Annotated in this window: 15 protein-coding genes; 4 read left to right on the top strand and 11 right to left on the bottom strand. The window is 73.2% G+C overall.

Annotation, left to right across the window (positions count from 1 at the left end; genetic code table 11):
• Positions 1-96: 96 nt before the first annotated feature.
• Positions 97-681 (top strand): hypothetical protein, encoded by a 585-nt coding sequence (locus C3486_RS07935; protein WP_181138473.1) that lies wholly within the window; start codon positions 97-99, stop codon positions 679-681.
• Positions 682-1,224: 543 nt separating this feature from the next.
• Here C3486_RS07935 and C3486_RS07930 read toward each other — a convergent pair.
• The 5 genes from C3486_RS07930 to C3486_RS07910 form a co-directional block, all read right to left on the bottom strand.
• Positions 1,225-1,485: a hypothetical protein gene (locus C3486_RS07930; RefSeq protein ID WP_103831860.1), complete on the bottom strand. Its 261-nt coding sequence runs from the start codon at positions 1,483-1,485 to the stop codon at positions 1,225-1,227.
• Between the two features lie 290 nt (positions 1,486-1,775).
• The gene (gene tsaE, locus C3486_RS07925; RefSeq protein WP_103831859.1) at positions 1,776-2,291 is read right to left on the bottom strand and encodes a tRNA (adenosine(37)-N6)-threonylcarbamoyltransferase complex ATPase subunit type 1 TsaE; all 516 of its coding nucleotides are present in this window, start codon (positions 2,289-2,291) and stop codon (positions 1,776-1,778) included.
• A gap of 502 nt (positions 2,292-2,793) precedes the next feature.
• Positions 2,794-4,044, bottom strand: coding sequence for an alpha/beta fold hydrolase (locus C3486_RS07920; RefSeq protein ID WP_103831858.1), 1,251 nt, complete (start codon positions 4,042-4,044; stop codon positions 2,794-2,796).
• Positions 4,041-5,219 carry an alanine racemase gene (gene alr / locus C3486_RS07915; RefSeq protein ID WP_103831881.1) on the bottom strand — a complete coding sequence of 393 codons (1,179 nt, stop codon included), beginning with the start codon at positions 5,217-5,219 and terminating at the stop codon, positions 4,041-4,043. Before alr ends, C3486_RS07920 begins: the two co-directional genes overlap by 4 nt.
• A gap of 79 nt (positions 5,220-5,298) precedes the next feature.
• Entirely contained in the window at positions 5,299-6,342 is a 1,044-nt protein-coding gene (locus C3486_RS07910; protein WP_258052656.1) for a L,D-transpeptidase family protein, read from the bottom strand.
• A 146-nt stretch (positions 6,343-6,488) separates the two neighbouring features.
• Between C3486_RS07910 and C3486_RS07905 the strand changes: the two genes are divergently transcribed.
• A complete protein-coding gene (locus C3486_RS07905; protein ID WP_103831857.1) occupies positions 6,489-7,907 on the top strand; it encodes an NAD(P)H-hydrate dehydratase in 1,419 nt (472 codons plus the stop codon).
• Between the two features lie 127 nt (positions 7,908-8,034).
• Here the strand turns inward: C3486_RS07905 and C3486_RS07900 are convergent, their stop codons facing one another.
• The 3 genes from C3486_RS07900 to C3486_RS07890 all read right to left on the bottom strand — a co-directional run bounded on the left by C3486_RS07900 (position 8,035) and on the right by C3486_RS07890 (position 10,573).
• Positions 8,035-8,403 carry a holo-ACP synthase gene (locus C3486_RS07900; RefSeq protein ID WP_103831856.1) on the bottom strand — a complete coding sequence of 123 codons (369 nt, stop codon included), beginning with the start codon at positions 8,401-8,403 and terminating at the stop codon, positions 8,035-8,037.
• The gene (glmS, locus tag C3486_RS07895) at positions 8,400-10,247 is read right to left on the bottom strand and encodes a glutamine--fructose-6-phosphate transaminase (isomerizing) (protein WP_103831855.1); all 1,848 of its coding nucleotides are present in this window, start codon (positions 10,245-10,247) and stop codon (positions 8,400-8,402) included. The genes C3486_RS07900 and glmS overlap by 4 nt, the downstream gene beginning before the upstream one ends.
• Positions 10,248-10,318: 71 nt before the next feature.
• A complete protein-coding gene (locus tag C3486_RS07890) occupies positions 10,319-10,573 on the bottom strand; it encodes a hypothetical protein (RefSeq protein ID WP_146074973.1) in 255 nt (84 codons plus the stop codon).
• A gap of 149 nt (positions 10,574-10,722) precedes the next feature.
• Here C3486_RS07890 and coaA point away from each other — a divergent pair, with 149 nt between their 5' ends.
• Positions 10,723-11,712, top strand: coding sequence for a type I pantothenate kinase (coaA, locus tag C3486_RS07885; protein WP_103831879.1), 990 nt, complete (start codon positions 10,723-10,725; stop codon positions 11,710-11,712).
• 20 nt (positions 11,713-11,732) lie between these two features.
• A complete protein-coding gene (locus tag C3486_RS07880; RefSeq protein ID WP_103831853.1) occupies positions 11,733-12,677 on the top strand; it encodes a DUF389 domain-containing protein in 945 nt (314 codons plus the stop codon).
• Here C3486_RS07880 and glmM read toward each other — a convergent pair whose 3' ends face one another.
• The 3 genes from glmM to rplM form a co-directional block, all read right to left on the bottom strand.
• Positions 12,678-14,036 carry a phosphoglucosamine mutase gene (gene glmM, locus C3486_RS07875; protein ID WP_103831852.1) on the bottom strand — a complete coding sequence of 453 codons (1,359 nt, stop codon included), beginning with the start codon at positions 14,034-14,036 and terminating at the stop codon, positions 12,678-12,680.
• A gap of 152 nt (positions 14,037-14,188) precedes the next feature.
• A complete protein-coding gene (rpsI, locus tag C3486_RS07870; protein ID WP_103831851.1) occupies positions 14,189-14,695 on the bottom strand; it encodes a 30S ribosomal protein S9 in 507 nt (168 codons plus the stop codon).
• A 41-nt stretch (positions 14,696-14,736) separates the two neighbouring features.
• Entirely contained in the window at positions 14,737-15,180 is a 444-nt protein-coding gene (gene rplM / locus C3486_RS07865; RefSeq protein WP_103831850.1) for a 50S ribosomal protein L13, read from the bottom strand.
• Between the last annotated feature and the right edge of the window lie 200 nt (positions 15,181-15,380).

The raw sequence follows: 15,380 nt of genomic DNA, 5'->3' as shown, positions 1-15,380 counted from the left end.
GCTGCGTGCTGGGATCTCCCCGGCACGCCGCGTGCCGGACTTTCGACACTTTCGACTTCGGACGCGTACGGACCCGTACGGAAAGGTGGCACGGCGGTGGCCGCTAAGAGCAGCTCGATCGTGACGGCTCTCACCGTGGTGGCACTGGCCGCGGTCGGCTTCCTGGCCTTCGAGGCCTCGGCCGACGCCTCCGACCCCCTGCGCCCGGTCCGCGCGGCCAACGGCGCCTCGGCGTCGCCCACGCCCGCTGAGCACCGGAAGCCGGAGGAGTCGGCGGCGGAGAAGGAGAAGCGGGAGACCGCGGTGCCGGCGCACTCCGGCTCGGGCAAGCGCGTGGTGTACGCGCTGGACGCCCGGCGGGTGTGGCTGATCGGCCCGAAGGAGCAGGTCCTGCGCACGTACGAGGTCGTCCCGAGCACGGTCAACCCGGCGCCGGGCGCGTACTCGGTGACCACGCGCTCGGCGAGCGTGACCGGTTCCGACGGGATTCCGATCGAGAACGTCGTGCGGTTCGCGACGGTCGACAACGTGGTGGTCGGCTTCAGCGCCGCGGTCGACGGCTCGATGCCGCAGCCGTCCGCAGGCCAGAAGAAGACGGGCGGCGTCCGCGAGAAGCGCGCCGACGGCGAGGCGATGTGGAAGTTCGCCACGATCGGCACGAAGGTGGTCGTCGTTTCGTAGGGGCTTGCGGCGCCTCAGGGCGGCGCGGCCGGACGCCGGCGGGCCTGAGAGGCGTGGCGGCGCGGCGTGAGAGGTGCGTGGCGGCGCGGCCGGACGCGACGGGCCCGAGAGCCGTGGCGGCGCGGGTGAGAGGCGCGTGGCGGCGCGGCCGGACGCGGTGGGCGAAGGCCGGCATCGCGACCCGTTTACCGATCGGGGCCGATCGAGACCGATCGGGACCTGTCGGGGGTGACCGTCTTTGGCCGGGTCTCGCGCCACGTAGCGCAGCCCCAGGGGCCCCCACCCGGGGGTTACCCAAGGGGAGCGGGCGGGCATGCCGGGGCGGCGGGGGCGGTCGGAGTGAGGCGGTGCACCCGTACGGCGCAGGGCCGGGGTGCGAGCTGAAGAATCACCCGTACGGAGTACAAGGCTCCCGGGCCTCAGGTGGACGGCCCCATCGGGACAAGCACCCCGGGTGCCGGGCTGGACGTTCCTCCGCAGACCCCGCGGGACAGCGAGGCAGTGCGGGACAGCGAGGCAGGGCGCGCGCCGAGGCGTCCGCCCCTACGCCGCGTCGCGGCCGCCGGCCGGCAGGTGGGGGCTCGGGCGAGCGCTCTCCTGGCCGCGCTCGGTGCGGTCCTCGGTCTCGGTACCGGCCGGCGCCTCGTCGGACGGGGCTTCCGGGGGCGTGGAGACCGCGCTGGCCGCCGCACAGGACGCCAGGAGCTCGTTCATCGTCGGCCGGGGGCCGTCCTCGCGCCGGAACGGAGACGGTTCGCTGTCGTCGCGACGGGCCGCCGCGGCGAGGGACTGGTGGGCCGACATGGATGCCTCCCGGGGATCCTGGGGCGAGCGGGCATAGTTAGGTAGACCTAACCGGCTCTCTCCCTCCATGTGACCACGCCCGGCACCGCCGGCGCAACATCTTGCCGACGGCTTGTCGGAAACTACGGAGGGCGGCCGAACGGGAAGCCCTGTCCCCCGGAAGGCGCGGCGGCCTCCTTTGCGCGGGCCCTGCCGGACGCCTCGGAGTGCCCCGCGGCCCGCTCCGCCGTGCCGCGCGGTCCCTCGAAGGTCCTCGCGGCCCCGCCAGGCGTTCCTCAGAGCTCCTGCCCTCAGGGCTCCTGCAGCGTGCTCAGGTCGCAGCCCGCCCAGCGCTCGCCGACGCCCGTGACCGTCACCTCGCGTACGTCGTCCTCGTCGTCCGCCGCGGCGTCCGCGCCCACCGCGCGGGCGATCGTGACGTGCAGCCGGTCCTCGGACAGCTCCTCGACCTTGCCCTCGCCCCACTCCACGACGATCACGGACTCCGGCAGCGAGACGTCCAGGTCCAGGTCCTCCATCTCCTCCAGGCCGCCGCCGAGCCGGTAGGCGTCGACGTGCACCAGGGGCGGGCCCGAGTGCAGCGAGGGATGGACCCGGGCGATGACGAAGGTCGGCGAGGTGACGGCGCCGCGTACGCCCAGGCCCTCGCCCAGGCCGCGGGTCAGCGTCGTCTTGCCCGCGCCGAGCTCCCCGCTCAGCAGCACCAGATCGCCCGGGCGCAGCAGGCCGGCGAGCCTGCGGCCCAACTCCTGCATCCGGTCCGGAGACTTGACGGTTACCTGCGTGATGGCGTCGGTGGTGCTCATGCCGCCGATGGTACGAGGCCGGGCACCCGGCGTGCGCCACGGCGGCAGCGCCCCCCTTTCGTGTGACCGGCCCCGCCCCGCGTGCACGGCCGCCCACCCCTGGGTAACCCCCGAGGTGGGGGGATGCGGAGCTGCACCAGTAGGCGCCGCGCACCCCGCCTCCCCGAAGGCCGCCCCCGACGCGGCCGAAGCCTCCCCCCGGCACGCGCCCGAAGCCCCGGCCCCGCACGCGGCGGAAGCCCCCGGGCCGGGTACACGGCCGAAGCCCTCGGGCCAACGGCCGGAGCCCTCGGGCACACCGCCGGAGCCCCCGAGGTCTCGTCGAAGGCCCCGCGCACGCGACGAAGCCCCCGGCACGCGCCGCAGCCCGCGCCGTGCGCCTTCGGCCGCCCCCGCGCGCACCACAAGCCCGCGTCGGCGGCCCGCCCCGTATTCGCAGCCCGCCTCGGCGGCCCGCCCTCACGCTCGGAGCCCGGCCGGCCCCTCGGCCCCCGTCTGCCCCTTAAGCCCGTGCCGGGCGCCAGGAGCGGGATTCCGTTGCCGCGCGTTCGACCAGTGACGTCAGGCGGTCGTTGACCAGGTCGGGGTGTTCCAGCATGACCAGGTGGCCGCCGTCCGGGACGCAGACCAGTTCGGCGGCCGGGAGCAGTTCGCCGATCGTGCGGCTGTGGTCCGGCGGGGTGATCAGGTCGCGGTCGCCGGCCAGGACCAGGGCCGGTACGCCGTCGTACGCGGCCAGCGCTGCCGTCTTGTCGTGGACGGCGAAGGCCGGGAAGAACTCCGCGACGACGTCGATGGGCGTCGACTCGATGAGGCGTTCGGCGAACCGCGCGACACCCGGGTCGACGTCCTTCGGCTCGCCGAAGGAGTACCGCTTGACCAGGCCGGCGAAGAGGTCGGCGGTCGCCCGCCGGCCCTTCTCGACCAGCTCGCTCTGCGCGCCCAGCGCCTTGAGGACCCCGGGTGCGAAGCGGTGGAAGGCCTTCACGCCCAGCGACGGCAGCCCGAAGGCGACCTCGCTCAGCCGCCCGGCCGACGTGCCGATCAGGCCGACGCCCACCACGCGCTCGGCGACGAAGTCCGGGAACTGGTCGGCGAGGGCCATCACCGTCATGCCGCCCATGGAGTGCCCCACCAGCACGATCGGCCCCTCGGGGACCGCCGCGTCCAGTACCGCCTTCAGGTCCCGGCCCAGCATGTCGATGGTGACCGGGTCGCTGCCGTCGATCTGCGCGTGGCCGCGGGCCGAGCGGCCGTGGCTGCGCTGGTCCCAGTGGACCGTGCGGACGCTGCCGCGCAGCGCGGCCCGCTGGAAGTGCCAGGCGTCCTGGTTGAGGCAGTAACCGTGGCAGAAGACGACCGTGGGGGCCGCGGAGCGTCGCCCCAGGGCCCCCGGAAGGCGCGGGCGGCGGGGCTTCTGTGCCTCGCCGCCGGGCCGCTCCTGCGGTTCGTCGATCTCGTAGTACAGCTCGGTGCCGTCGTCGGCGTACGCCGTGCCCGGTGTGCCGCGCAGCGTGCCGTACGGGCCCGCCGCGTCCAGCGCCATCCGCGCCCTGCGGCGCATGCCGCGGCCGACCGTCAGCCGCTCCAGCGCCACTCCGGCGGCGGCACCCGCGGCGACCACGCCGATCGCGGCGCCGGCGACGCTCGCGTGCCGGCCGGCGCGGGCCCAGCTGCCGACCGTCTCAGCGGCCCCGGCGGCCGCTCCGGCCGCGCCCGCCACGTCCGGCACGCCGTGTGTGACCTCACTCATGTCCCTTCCCCCGTTCCGTCGCGCTCCGGGACATTGCCGTGCTCGGAGACATAGACGCGTGGTACCCGGCTTCCGATCCTTGTGACGATCTCGTAGCCGATGGTTCCGGTGGCCTGCGCCCAGTCCTCGGCGGTCGGCTCGCCGCGGTCGCCGGGGCCGAAGAGCACCGCCTCGTCCCCCACGGAGGCGGATTCCCCGCCGAGGTCGACGACGAACTGGTCCATGGCGACCCGCCCGGCGATCGTCCGCCGCTTGCCGGCGATCAGTACCGGGCCGGTGCCCGAGGCATGCCGCGGGATGCCGTCGGCGTAGCCGAGCGGGACGAGCGCGAGGGTGGTGTCCCCGGGGGTCGTGTAGTGGTGGCCGTACGAGACGCCGTGGCCGCCGGGCACGTGCTTGACCGAGGCGAGGGAGGCGGAGAGCGTCATGACCGGGCGCAGCCCGAGGTCGGCGGGCGTGCCGATCTCGGGGCTCGGCGAGACGCCGTAGATGCCGATGCCGGCGCGTACCAGGTCGAAGTGGGCCTCGGGGAGGGTGAGCAGGCCCGGGGTGTTGCAGATGTGCCGGACCTCGGGCCGCAGGCCGGCGGCCTCGGCGGTGGCCAGCGCGTCGCGGAAGACGGCGATCTGGGCGGCGATGGAGGGGTGGCCTGGCTCGTCGGCGCAGGCGAAGTGCGACCAGACGCCGGTGACCTGTATCAGGCCCTCGGTCTCGGCGGCGCGGGCAGCGGCGGTCAGCTCCGCCCATTCGGCGGGCTGGCAGCCGTTGCGGCCGAGGCCGGTGTCGATCTTGAGCTGGACGCGTGCGGGGCGGCCGGCGGCGTGCGCCGCGTGGCTGACCTCGTGCAGCGCCCAGAGGCCGCTGACCGAGACGTCGATGTCGAGCGAGACGGCCTTGCGCCAGGGGCCGCCGGGCGTCCACAGCCAGGCCATGAGGCGGCCGGTGTCGCCCGCCTCGCGCAGTGCGAAGGCCTCCTCGGGGAGTGCCGTGCCCAGCCATTCGGCGCCGGCCTCGCGCGCCGCGGCGGCGCACTGGACGGCGCCGTGTCCGTAGGCGTCGGACTTGACCACGGCCATCAGGCGGGCGCCCGGAGCGTGCGCCTTCAGGGCACGCACGTTCGACCTCAGTGCGTCGAGGTCGATGGTGGCGCGGGCGCGCAATGCTCTCTCGTTCATCGTCATCAGTGTCTCAGGTGCGGTGCGCGTGGCCCGTCCGGCCGCCGTGACGGGCCCCGCACGGGCGCCTGACGGCAGGTCACTGGGCCGGTTTGCGGCCCCACACGAAGACGCTGTCGCCGTTGCGCAGGAGGTTCCACAGCTTGGCCGCGTGCGGCATCCGCATGTTCACGCAGCCGTACGAGCCGGGCGGGCTGTAGATGTTGCCGGAGATGCCGTGGAACGCCTGGCCGCCGTCGAAGAACTGCGAGTACGGCATCGGCGAGTGGTAGATCGTCGAGTAGTGGTGGCGGTTGCGCAGGTAGACCTTGTGCGTGCCGGGGCGGGTCGGGTAGCCGGCGCGGCCGCTGCGGATCGCCACGGGGCCGAAGATGACCTTGTCGTGGTTCTGCACCCACATGATCTGGCGCGGCAGGTCGACGCAGGCGACGCGGGGCGCCCAGTGCTCGCCCTTCTTGCGCATCCGGGGCACCGGGCAGCGCTTGGCCTTGTTGGGGTTGGCCTTGGCTTCCAGGAGGCGGATGGTGCCCCAGGTGGCCGGGCCGGCGAAGCCGTTGGCCGGGCTGATGTTCTCCCTCTTCTGCAGGGCGCTGATGGCCTTGCAGTCCTCGGGCGACTGCTTGCCGTCGACCGGCCGCTTCAGGTACCGCTCCACCTGCTTCTGGTAGGGGCCGGTGGCGGTGGTGCACTCCGGCGCCGCGGGCTTGCCCTGGGCGTTCTTCCGGGCGACCTCGGTACGCGGTACGTACTCCACGACCGGGGCGTTCTCGGCGCGGGAACCGCCGGGCTCGGCGGCCGCAGGCTTGCCGGGCCTGCCGGCCGCAGGCTTGCCGGGCTTGCCGGCCGTGGGCCTGCCGTTCTGCTTGCCGGGCTTGGCCGGGTGCCGGCCGGGTTTCTTGACGGGCTTCTTCCCGGCGGCCGTCGGCTTGGACTCGTACGTCTGGTCCGGCGTGTCCTTGGGCTGTGCGTCGTTGGGGACGCCGGGGACGAGCTCGGCCACGGTGTAGACGTGCGGCTTCTGTGGCCCGGGTTCGCCGGCGGCGGCCCCGGGCGCGACCGCGAGGCCCATCAGGGTGGCGGTGCCCGTGGCCGTGGCCAGCAGGGTGGAGAAGTAACGGTTCATGAGGGAGGTGTGCCGTGGCCGGGGCCGTACGCCCCGGAAAGCGGGACAGGTTCGCCCTGGCGGGCGGGAATTTCGGCCGGGCGGAGGCTCCCGCCGTGCGCGGCGGCGCCGGGCGGCTCCGGGGCCCGGCGGGTGAGACTGGGGGCATGAGGACTGCTTACAGCGTGGAGAAGGTGCGGTCGGCGGAGCGGGACCTGATGGCGCGGCTGCCGGCCGGGGCCCTGATGCAGCGGGCTGCGGCGGGCCTGGCGGTGGCCTGCGCGGACCTCCTGGGGCGGGTGTACGGGTCCCGGGTGGTGGTGCTGGTGGGCAGCGGCGACAACGGCGGTGACGCGCTGTACGCGGGCGCCCGGCTGGCCCGCCGGGGCGCCGGAGTACGCGCCGTACTGCTGTCGCCGGAGCGGGCGCACGGGGGCGGCCTGGCGGCCCTCCGGGCGGCGGGCGGCCGGGTGTCGTCCGATCCCCTGGCCGACATCGCCCGCGCCGACCTGGTCGTGGACGGCATCGTGGGCATCGGCGGCAAGGGCGGGCTGCGCCCGGAGGCGGCGGAGCTGGCCGAGGCGGCACGCGCCCGTACCGTCCTGGCGGTGGACCTGCCGAGCGGCGTGAACGCCGACACCGGAGAGGTCGACGGGACGGCCGTGCGGGCGGACGCGACGGTGACGTTCGGCGCGTACAAGCCGGGGCTGCTGATCGACCCGGCGCGCGAGTACGTGGGCGCGCTGCGGCTGGTGGACATCGGGCTGGAGCTGCCGGAGCCGGACGTCGAGGCGCTGCAGCACGCGGACGTGGCGGCGCTGCTGCCGGTGCCGGCGGCGGACAGCGACAAGTACCGGCGCGGGGTGGTCGGCGTCGTGGCGGGCTCGGCGCGCTATCCGGGCGCCGCGGTGCTGGCGGTGTCGGGCGCGCTGCGCGGCGGCGCGGGCGCGGTGCGGTACGTGGGCCCGGGCGCGGACGCGGTGATCGCGGCGCACCCGGAGACACTGGTGCACGCGGGGCCGCCGGCCAAGGCGGGGCGGGTGCAGGCGTGGGTGATCGGCCCGGGGCTGGGCGACAACGAGGAGGCCATGGCGGACGTCCTCGGCTCCGACGTGCCGGTGCTGGTGGACGCCGACGGACTGCACGGCCTGGACCCGGCGCGGCTGCGGGCCCGCCCGGCGCCGACGCTGCTCACGCCGCACGCGGGCGAGGCGGCCGCGCTGCTGGGCGCGGCTCGCGAGGAGGTGGAGTCGGCGCGGCTGCACGCGGTACGGGAGCTGGCCTCCCGGTACGGCGCGACGGTGCTGCTCAAGGGCTCCTCGACACTGATCGCCGCCCCCGAGGGCGGGGCCGTACGGGTCAATCCGACCGGTACCGGCTGGCTGGCCACGGCGGGCAGCGGCGATGTGCTCTCGGGGCTGACCGGTTCGCTGCTGGCCACCGGCCTGACGCCACTGGACGCGGCGTCGGCGGGCGCGTACCTGCATGGCCTGGCGGCCCGCCAGGCAGCGTCCACGGGCACGCCACTGACCGCGTGCGACGTGGCGGCGGCGCTGCCGGAGACATGGCTGTCCGTGGCCGACTAGGCGCGCCCCTCAGGGGCGCGGGGCGGTGTCGACATGCGGCTCCGCCGCGCGGGCGCGACCGGCCACGACGCGCCCGCGCGCGGCCACCGGGGCGCACCCTGCGGCGTCCCCTCAGCGGAGGGGTGGCTCACCCCTCCGCGATCACCACCGCCGACGCCACCCCCGCGTCGTGGCTGAGCGAGACGTGCCAGGACCGCACCCCGCGCTCCTGTGCGGCCGCCGCCACCGTGCCGGACACCCGGAGCCGGGGCTGTCCGCTGTCCTCGACGTACACCTCGGCGTCCGTCCAGTGCAGGCCGCGCGGCGCGCCCAGCGCCTTGGCCAGCGCCTCCTTCGCGGCGAACCGGGCCGCGAGGGAGGCGACGCCGCGCGGTTCGCCGCCGGGCAGGTAGCGCTCGCTGTCGACGAAGAGCCGGTCCAGCATCTGGGGCGTGCGCTCCAGCGCGGCGGCGAACCGGTCGATCTCGGCGACGTCGATGCCGACCCCGATGATCATTCGACGGTCACCGACTTGGCGAGGTTGCGGGGCTGGTCGACCTCGTTGCCGCGGGCCGTGGCCAGCTCGCAGGCGAAGACCTGGAGCGGGACGGTGGCCACCAGCGGCTGGAGCAGGGTCGGCGTCGCGGGGATGCGGACCAGGTGGTCGGCGTACGGCACGACCGCCTCGTCGCCCTCCTCGGCGATGACGATGGTGCGGGCGCCGCGGGCCCGGATCTCCTGGATGTTGGAGACGATCTTGTCGTGCAGGACGGAGCGCCCGCGCGGCGACGGCACGATCACCACCACCGGCAGGTCCTCCTCGATCAGCGCGATCGGGCCGTGCTTCAGCTCGCCGGCCGCGAAGCCCTCGGCGTGCATGTACGCCAGCTCCTTGAGCTTCAGCGCGCCCTCCAGGGCCACGGGGTGGCCCACGTGGCGGCCGAGGAAGAGCACGGTGTTCTTCTCCGCCAGGCCGCGGGCCAGCTCGCGCACCGGCTCCATCGTGCCGAGCACTTCCTCGACCTGGGTGCCGATCTCGGCCAGCTCCTTGACCACGGCCTGGATCTCGTCGCCCCACTTCGTGCCGCGCACCTGGGCCAGGTACAGCGCGACCAGGTAGCAGGCGACCAGCTGGGTGAGGAACGCCTTGGTGGAGGCGACGGCCACCTCGGGCCCCGCGTGCGTGTAGAGCACCGCGTCGGACTCGCGGGGGATGGTCGAGCCGTTGGTGTTGCAGATGGCGAGCACCTTCGCGCCCTGCTCGCGGGCGTGCCGCAGCGCCATCAGGGTGTCCATGGTCTCGCCGGACTGGGAGATCGCGACGACCAGCGTGCGGTGGTCCAGGATCGGGTCGCGGTAGCGGAACTCGCTGGCCAGCTCCACCTCGCACGGGATGCGCGTCCAGTGCTCGATGGCGTACTTGGCGATCAGGCCGGCGTGGAAGGCCGTGCCGCACGCCACGATCACGACCTTCTGCGCCTCCCGCAGCACCGCGTCCGGGATGCGCACCTCGTCCAGCGAGAGCCGCCCGTCCGCGCCGATCCGCCCGAGGAGGGTGTCCGCGACGGCCTTGGGCTGCTCGGCGATCTCCTTGAGCATGAAGTAGTCGTAGCCGCCCTTCTCGGCGGCCGAGGCGTCCCAGTCGACGTGGTACGGGCGCACCTCGGCCGGCCGGCCCTCGAAGTCGGTGACCTGGACGCCGTCCCTGCGCACCTCCACGACCTGGTCCTGGCCGAGCTCCACGGCCTCGCGGGTGTGCGCGATGAAGGCGGCCACGTCGGAGGCGAGGAACGCCTCGTCCTCGCCGAGGCCGACCACCAGCGGGGAGTTGCGGCGGGCGCCGACGACCACGTCCGGCGCGTCGGCGTGCACGGCCACGAGGGTGAAGGCGCCCTCCAGCCGGCGGCACACCTGCCGCATCGACTCGGCGAGGTCGCCGCACGAGGAGAAGGACTCGGCCAGCAGGTGGGCGACCACCTCGGTGTCCGTCTCGGAGGCCAGTTCGTGGCCGCGGTCGGTCAGTTCGGCGCGCAGCGCGGCGAAGTTCTCGATGATGCCGTTGTGCACCACCGAGACCCGCCCGGAGTTGTCCAGGTGGGGGTGGGCGTTGGCGTCGGTGGGGCCGCCGTGCGTGGCCCACCGGGTGTGGCCGATGCCCGTGCTGCCGGCCGGCAGCGGGCGCACGGCCAGCTCCTTCTCCAGGTTGGCGAGCTTGCCGGCCTTCTTCGCCGCCGCCAGGCCGCCGTCGGCCAGGACGGCCACGCCCGCCGAGTCGTAGCCGCGGTATTCCAGCCGCTTCAGTCCGGCCAGTACGACGTCAAGGGCCGACTGCCCGCCCACGTATCCCACGATTCCGCACATGGAGGCAGCCTACGGCGCGCGGAGATCATTCCGAGCGTGGCGTACGGGTCATTGACCGGGGCATGTACGGGTCATTGCCCGCTCTCGATCCGGTCGATGGCCTCCCGGACCAGTTCCAGGAATTCCACCTCCTCGCAGCGCGGCTTGCTGCCCATTTCGTAGAGGTCCAGACAGTCCGTCAGCTCCTCCCCCAGGTCCTCGTCGGGCAGTTCGGCGGCCAGTTCGCTCTGGACGAGGCCGGCGTGTCCGCCCTGCGCCGGGACCGTGAACCGGTCGGCACCGGCTCGTCTCTGCCGCTGCCGTACGTAATCGAGCAGGCGTGTCACCGTGCCCACCCCCCATTTCTCGCGACGGAAAAATTGGCGCGTTCCCCCGCTGTCGGACGCTACCGGGGAATACCTGATTGGTATAGACATGCGGTATACCGCCACCCCCCGGGATGAGCGGCGGCGCCTGGCTGCGGACAATGGGCGACGTGCCCATGACGACAGAGCAGCCGCAGCAAAGACGCCGCGCCGACGCCACGCCGTACGTCGACATGACCCGCGCGGAGTGGAGCGCCCTGCGCGAGAAGACCCCGCTCCCGCTGAGCGCCGAAGAGGTCGAGCGGCTGCGCGGCCTGGGCGACGTCATCGACCTGGACGAGGTCCGCGACGTCTACCTGCCGCTCTCCCGGCTCCTGAACCTCTACTTCGGGGCCACCAGCAACCTCCGCGGCGCCCTGAACACCTTCCTCGGGGACCGCGAGGGGCACGGGGCGCAGGAGGGCACGCCGTTCGTGATCGGCGTGGCCGGCAGCGTCGCGGTCGGCAAGTCCACCACGGCCCGCCTCCTCCAGGCGCTGCTCGCCCGCTGGCCCGACCACCCGCGGGTGGAGCTGGTCACCACCGACGGCTTCCTGCTGCCCAACGCCGAGCTGCACCGCCGCGGCCTGATGTCCCGGAAGGGCTTCCCCGAGTCCTACGACCGGCGCGCCCTGACCCGCTTCGTGGCGAACGTGAAGTCCGGCAAGGCCGAGGTCACCGCGCCGGTCTACTCGCACCTGATCTACGACATCGTCCCCGGCGAGCGGCTGACCGTGCACCGCCCCGACATCCTCATCGTCGAGGGCCTGAACGTGCTGCAGCCCGCGCTGCCCGGCAAGGACGGCCGCACCCGGCTCGGCCTCGCCGACTTCTTCGACTTCTCGGTGTACGTGGACGCCCGCACCGAGGACATCGAGCAGTGGTACTACAGCCGCTTCCGGAAGCTGCGGGAGACCGCCTTCCAGAACCCGTTCTCCTTCTTCCGCAAGTACGCCCAGGTGCCGGAGGAGGAGGCGATGGAGTACGCGCGGAAGAACTGGCGGAACATCAACCAGCCGAACCTGGAGCAGAATGTGGCCCCCACCCGCGGGCGCGCCAACCTCGTGCTCCGGAAGGGCCCCGACCACAAGGTGCAGCGGCTGTCGCTGCGCAAACTCTGACGACGCCGAGGACCGCCCCCGTGCTGCACCTGCGCCTGATCGTGCCCGCCGACCGTACGGAAGAGATCGCCGGCCTGCTCGGCCGCACGGTCGGCACCACGCACCTGGTGGTGCTGGCCGGCGCCGCCCGCGAACCGGCCGGTGACGTCATCACCTGCGACGTCGCCCGGGAGGCCGGGGACGGGCTGCTGCGCGAGCTGCGTGCCCTGGGCATCGACGACTGCGGGTCCATCGCGGTCGAGGACATCGGCCTGTCGCTGTCGAAGCGGGCCGTGCAGGCCGAGGAGGACGCGCCGGGCGAGGGCGCCGACGCGGTGCTGTGGGAGCAGCTCAGCGACGCCACGCACGAGGAATCGACGCTGTCCGTCACCTACCTCGCGTTCCTGACGCTGGCGACGATGATCGCGGCCTGCGGTGTGGTGCTCGACAACGCGATCCTCATCGTGGGCGCGATGGCGGTGGGCCCGGAGTTCGGACCGCTCGCGGGCATCTGCACGGCCCTGGTGCGGCGCGCCCCGCGGCTCGCCTGGCGCGCGCTGACGGCGCTGATCGTCGGCTTCGCCGTCGCGATGGTGCTGACCGTGGGGTTCAGCTACCTGATGGACGCGATGGACCTCTTCACCTACGACAAGTTCGAGGCGGACCGGCCCAACACGTCCTTCATCTGGCAGCCGGACCTGATGTCCTTCGTGGTGGCGCTTCTCGCCGGCATCGCGGGCACCCTGTCCCTGACCTCGGCCAAGTCCGGCGCCCTGGTCGGCGTCGCGATCTCCGTGACGACCGTTCCGGCCGCCTCCAACGCCGCCGTCGCCTTCCTTTACGGCGACTACTCGCAGACGGTGGGCTCCACCGGCCAGCTCCTGCTGAACCTGGCGGGCATCATCGTCGCCGGCACGCTCACGCTGGTCACCCAGAAGTACCTCTGGGCGCGCCATCGTGAGCGCGCCGCCGTGCGCAAGGGCTGATCAGCCCAGCGCGGACTTCACCACGTCGGCCAGCCGGCCGGCCACCGCGCGCGCCTGCTCCAGGTCAGCGGCCTCGACCATGACCCGCACCAGCGGCTCCGTACCGGAGGAGCGCAGCAGCACCCGCCCGGTCGCGCCCAGCTCCCGCTCCGCGTCGGTCACCGCGGCCGACAGCTCGGCCGAGGTCGTCACCCGGGACTTGTCCACGTCCGGGACGTTGATCAGCACCTGCGGCAGCCGCTCCATCACGCCCGCCAGCTCGGCCAGCGGACGGCCGGTAGCCGCGACCCGCGCGGCCAGCATCAGGCCGGTCAGCGTGCCGTCCCCGGTGGTGGCGTGGTCCAGCACGATGACGTGCCCGGACTGCTCGCCGCCCAGCGCGAAGCCGCGTGCCTTCATCTCCTCCAGGACGTACCGGTCGCCGACCGCGGTCTGCACCAGCTGGATGCCCTCGCGCTCCAGCGCCAGCTTGAAGCCGAGGTTGGACATGACCGTGGCGACCACGGTGTTCTGCCGCAGCGTGCCGGCGTCGCGCATGCCGAGCGCGAGGACGGCGAGGATCTGGTCGCCGTCGACCTCGTTGCCCTCGTGGTCCACGGCCAGGCAGCGGTCCGCGTCGCCGTCGTGCGCGACGCCCAGGTCGGCGCCGTGCTCCACGACAGCGGCCCGCAGCTTCTCCAGGTGGGTGGAGCCGCAGCCGTCGTTGATGTTCAGCCCGTCGGGGTCGGTGCCGATGGTCACGACCTCGGCGCCCGCCCGCGCGAACGCCTCCGGCGAGACCCGGGCCGCCGCGCCGTGCGCCCCGTCGATGACGATCTTCAGGCCGTCCAGCCGGTTCGGCAGCACGCCGACCAGGTGCGCGACGTAGTTGTCGAAGCCCTCGCCGTAGTCCCTGACCCGGCCCACGCCCGCGCCGGTCGGCCGGTCCCACGGCTCACCGGAGGCGTGGCCGCGGTACATGCTCTCGATCCGGTCCTCCAGCTCGTCGGCGAGCTTGTGCCCGCCGCGCGCGAAGAACTTGATGCCGTTGTCGGGCATCGGGTTGTGGCTGGCGGAGAGCATCACGCCCAGGTCGGCGCCGAGCGCGCCGGTGAGGTACGCCACCGCCGGGGTCGGCAGCACGCCCACCCGCAGCACGTCCACGCCCGCGCTGGCCAGACCCGCCACCACGGCGGACTCCAGGAACTCCCCCGACGCCCGCGGATCGCGCCCGACCACGGCCACCGGCCGGTGATCGTCAAAGGTGCCCGCTTCCGCGAGCACATGCGCCGCAGCGACCGACAGCCCGAGCGCCAGCTCCGCCGTCAGGTCCGCATTGGCGACACCGCGCACCCCGTCCGTGCCGAAGAGTCGTCCCACTGGTGTCCTCCGAGTCATGTCGCTTGGACCAGATCGTTATGGCCGTTCTGTACAGGTATACGCCTGTCTGGTCCGGGATAGCCGAACGCCCCGGCGGCACGAGAAGTGCCACCGGGGCGTTCCAAGCGGCTGCGCATCGCAGCAAGCGGCAATTAGCGCTTGCTGTACTGCGGCGCCTTGCGGGCCTTCTTGAGACCGGCCTTCTTGCGCTCGACCGCACGGTCGTCGCGCTTGAGGAAGCCGGCCTTCTTCAGCGGGCCGCGGTTGTTCTCGACGTCCGCCTCGTTCAGCGCACGGGCCACGCCCAGGCGCAGCGCGCCGGCCTGGCCGGAGATGCCGCCACCGGAGATGCGGGCGACGACGTCGTAGCGGTTGTCCAGCTCGAGCACCTTGAAGGGCTCGTTGACTTCCTGCTGGTGCACCTTGTTCGGGAAGTAACCCTCGAGGGTGCGGCCGTTGATCTTCCACTGGCCGGTGCCGGGGATGATCCGCACGCGCGCGATGGCGTTCTTGCGGCGGCCCAGGCCGGCGGCCGGCTGCGGGTCACCGAAACGGGAGGCGAGGGACTCGGAGGTGTACTCACCCTCCAGCGGCGCCTCGGACTCGGTGGTGTACTGCTCGACCTCGTCCAGCGGGGTCTCGGCGGTGGTCTCAGCCACGATGCTCCTCAGATTCTCTTCGTCTTAGGGGGTGGCCGGACTTACTGCGCGACCTGGGTGATCTCGAACGGGACCGGCTGCTGGGCAGCGTGCGGGTGCTCGGCGCCCGCGTAGACCTTCAGCTTCGAGAGCATCTGGCGGCCCAGGGTGTTCTTCGGGAGCATGCCCTTGACGGCCTTCTCGACGGCCTTCTCGGGGTTCTTGTCGAGCAGCTCGTCGTAACGGACGGAGCGCAGACCACCCGGGAAGCCGGAGTGGCGGTACGCCATCTTCTGCGAGCGCTTGTTGCCGGACAGGTGCACCTTGTCGGCGTTGATGATGATGACGAAGTCACCGGTGTCAACGTGAGGGGCGTAGACCGGCTTGTGCTTGCCCCGCAGGAGGGACGCGGCCTGAGATGCCAGACGGCCCAGGACAACGTCCTGCGCGTCAATGATGTGCCACTGGCGCTGGACGTCGCCGGGCTTGGGGCTGAACGTACGCACGTTTTAGCCTTCGCTTCTTCAGTCGTGGGTCGCCCCGGCCCCAGACGGGTCCGAGGAGACGGGTCCTTGTACAAGGCCACCACGGTCGACAGGCCGGCACTGACGCTTCACGGGTGACGCAACCCGGAGCACGCCGCCGGCCATCGGCCCGGTGGACCGGCGTAAGGGCCCCTCACGTGAGATAGAGCAGACCAATACGC

It is taken from the genome of Streptomyces sp. Ru73 (genome assembly GCF_002920575.1).
Lineage (GTDB): Bacteria > Actinomycetota > Actinomycetes > Streptomycetales > Streptomycetaceae > Streptomyces.
This window is presented reverse-complemented; position numbering and strand designations above follow the sequence as displayed.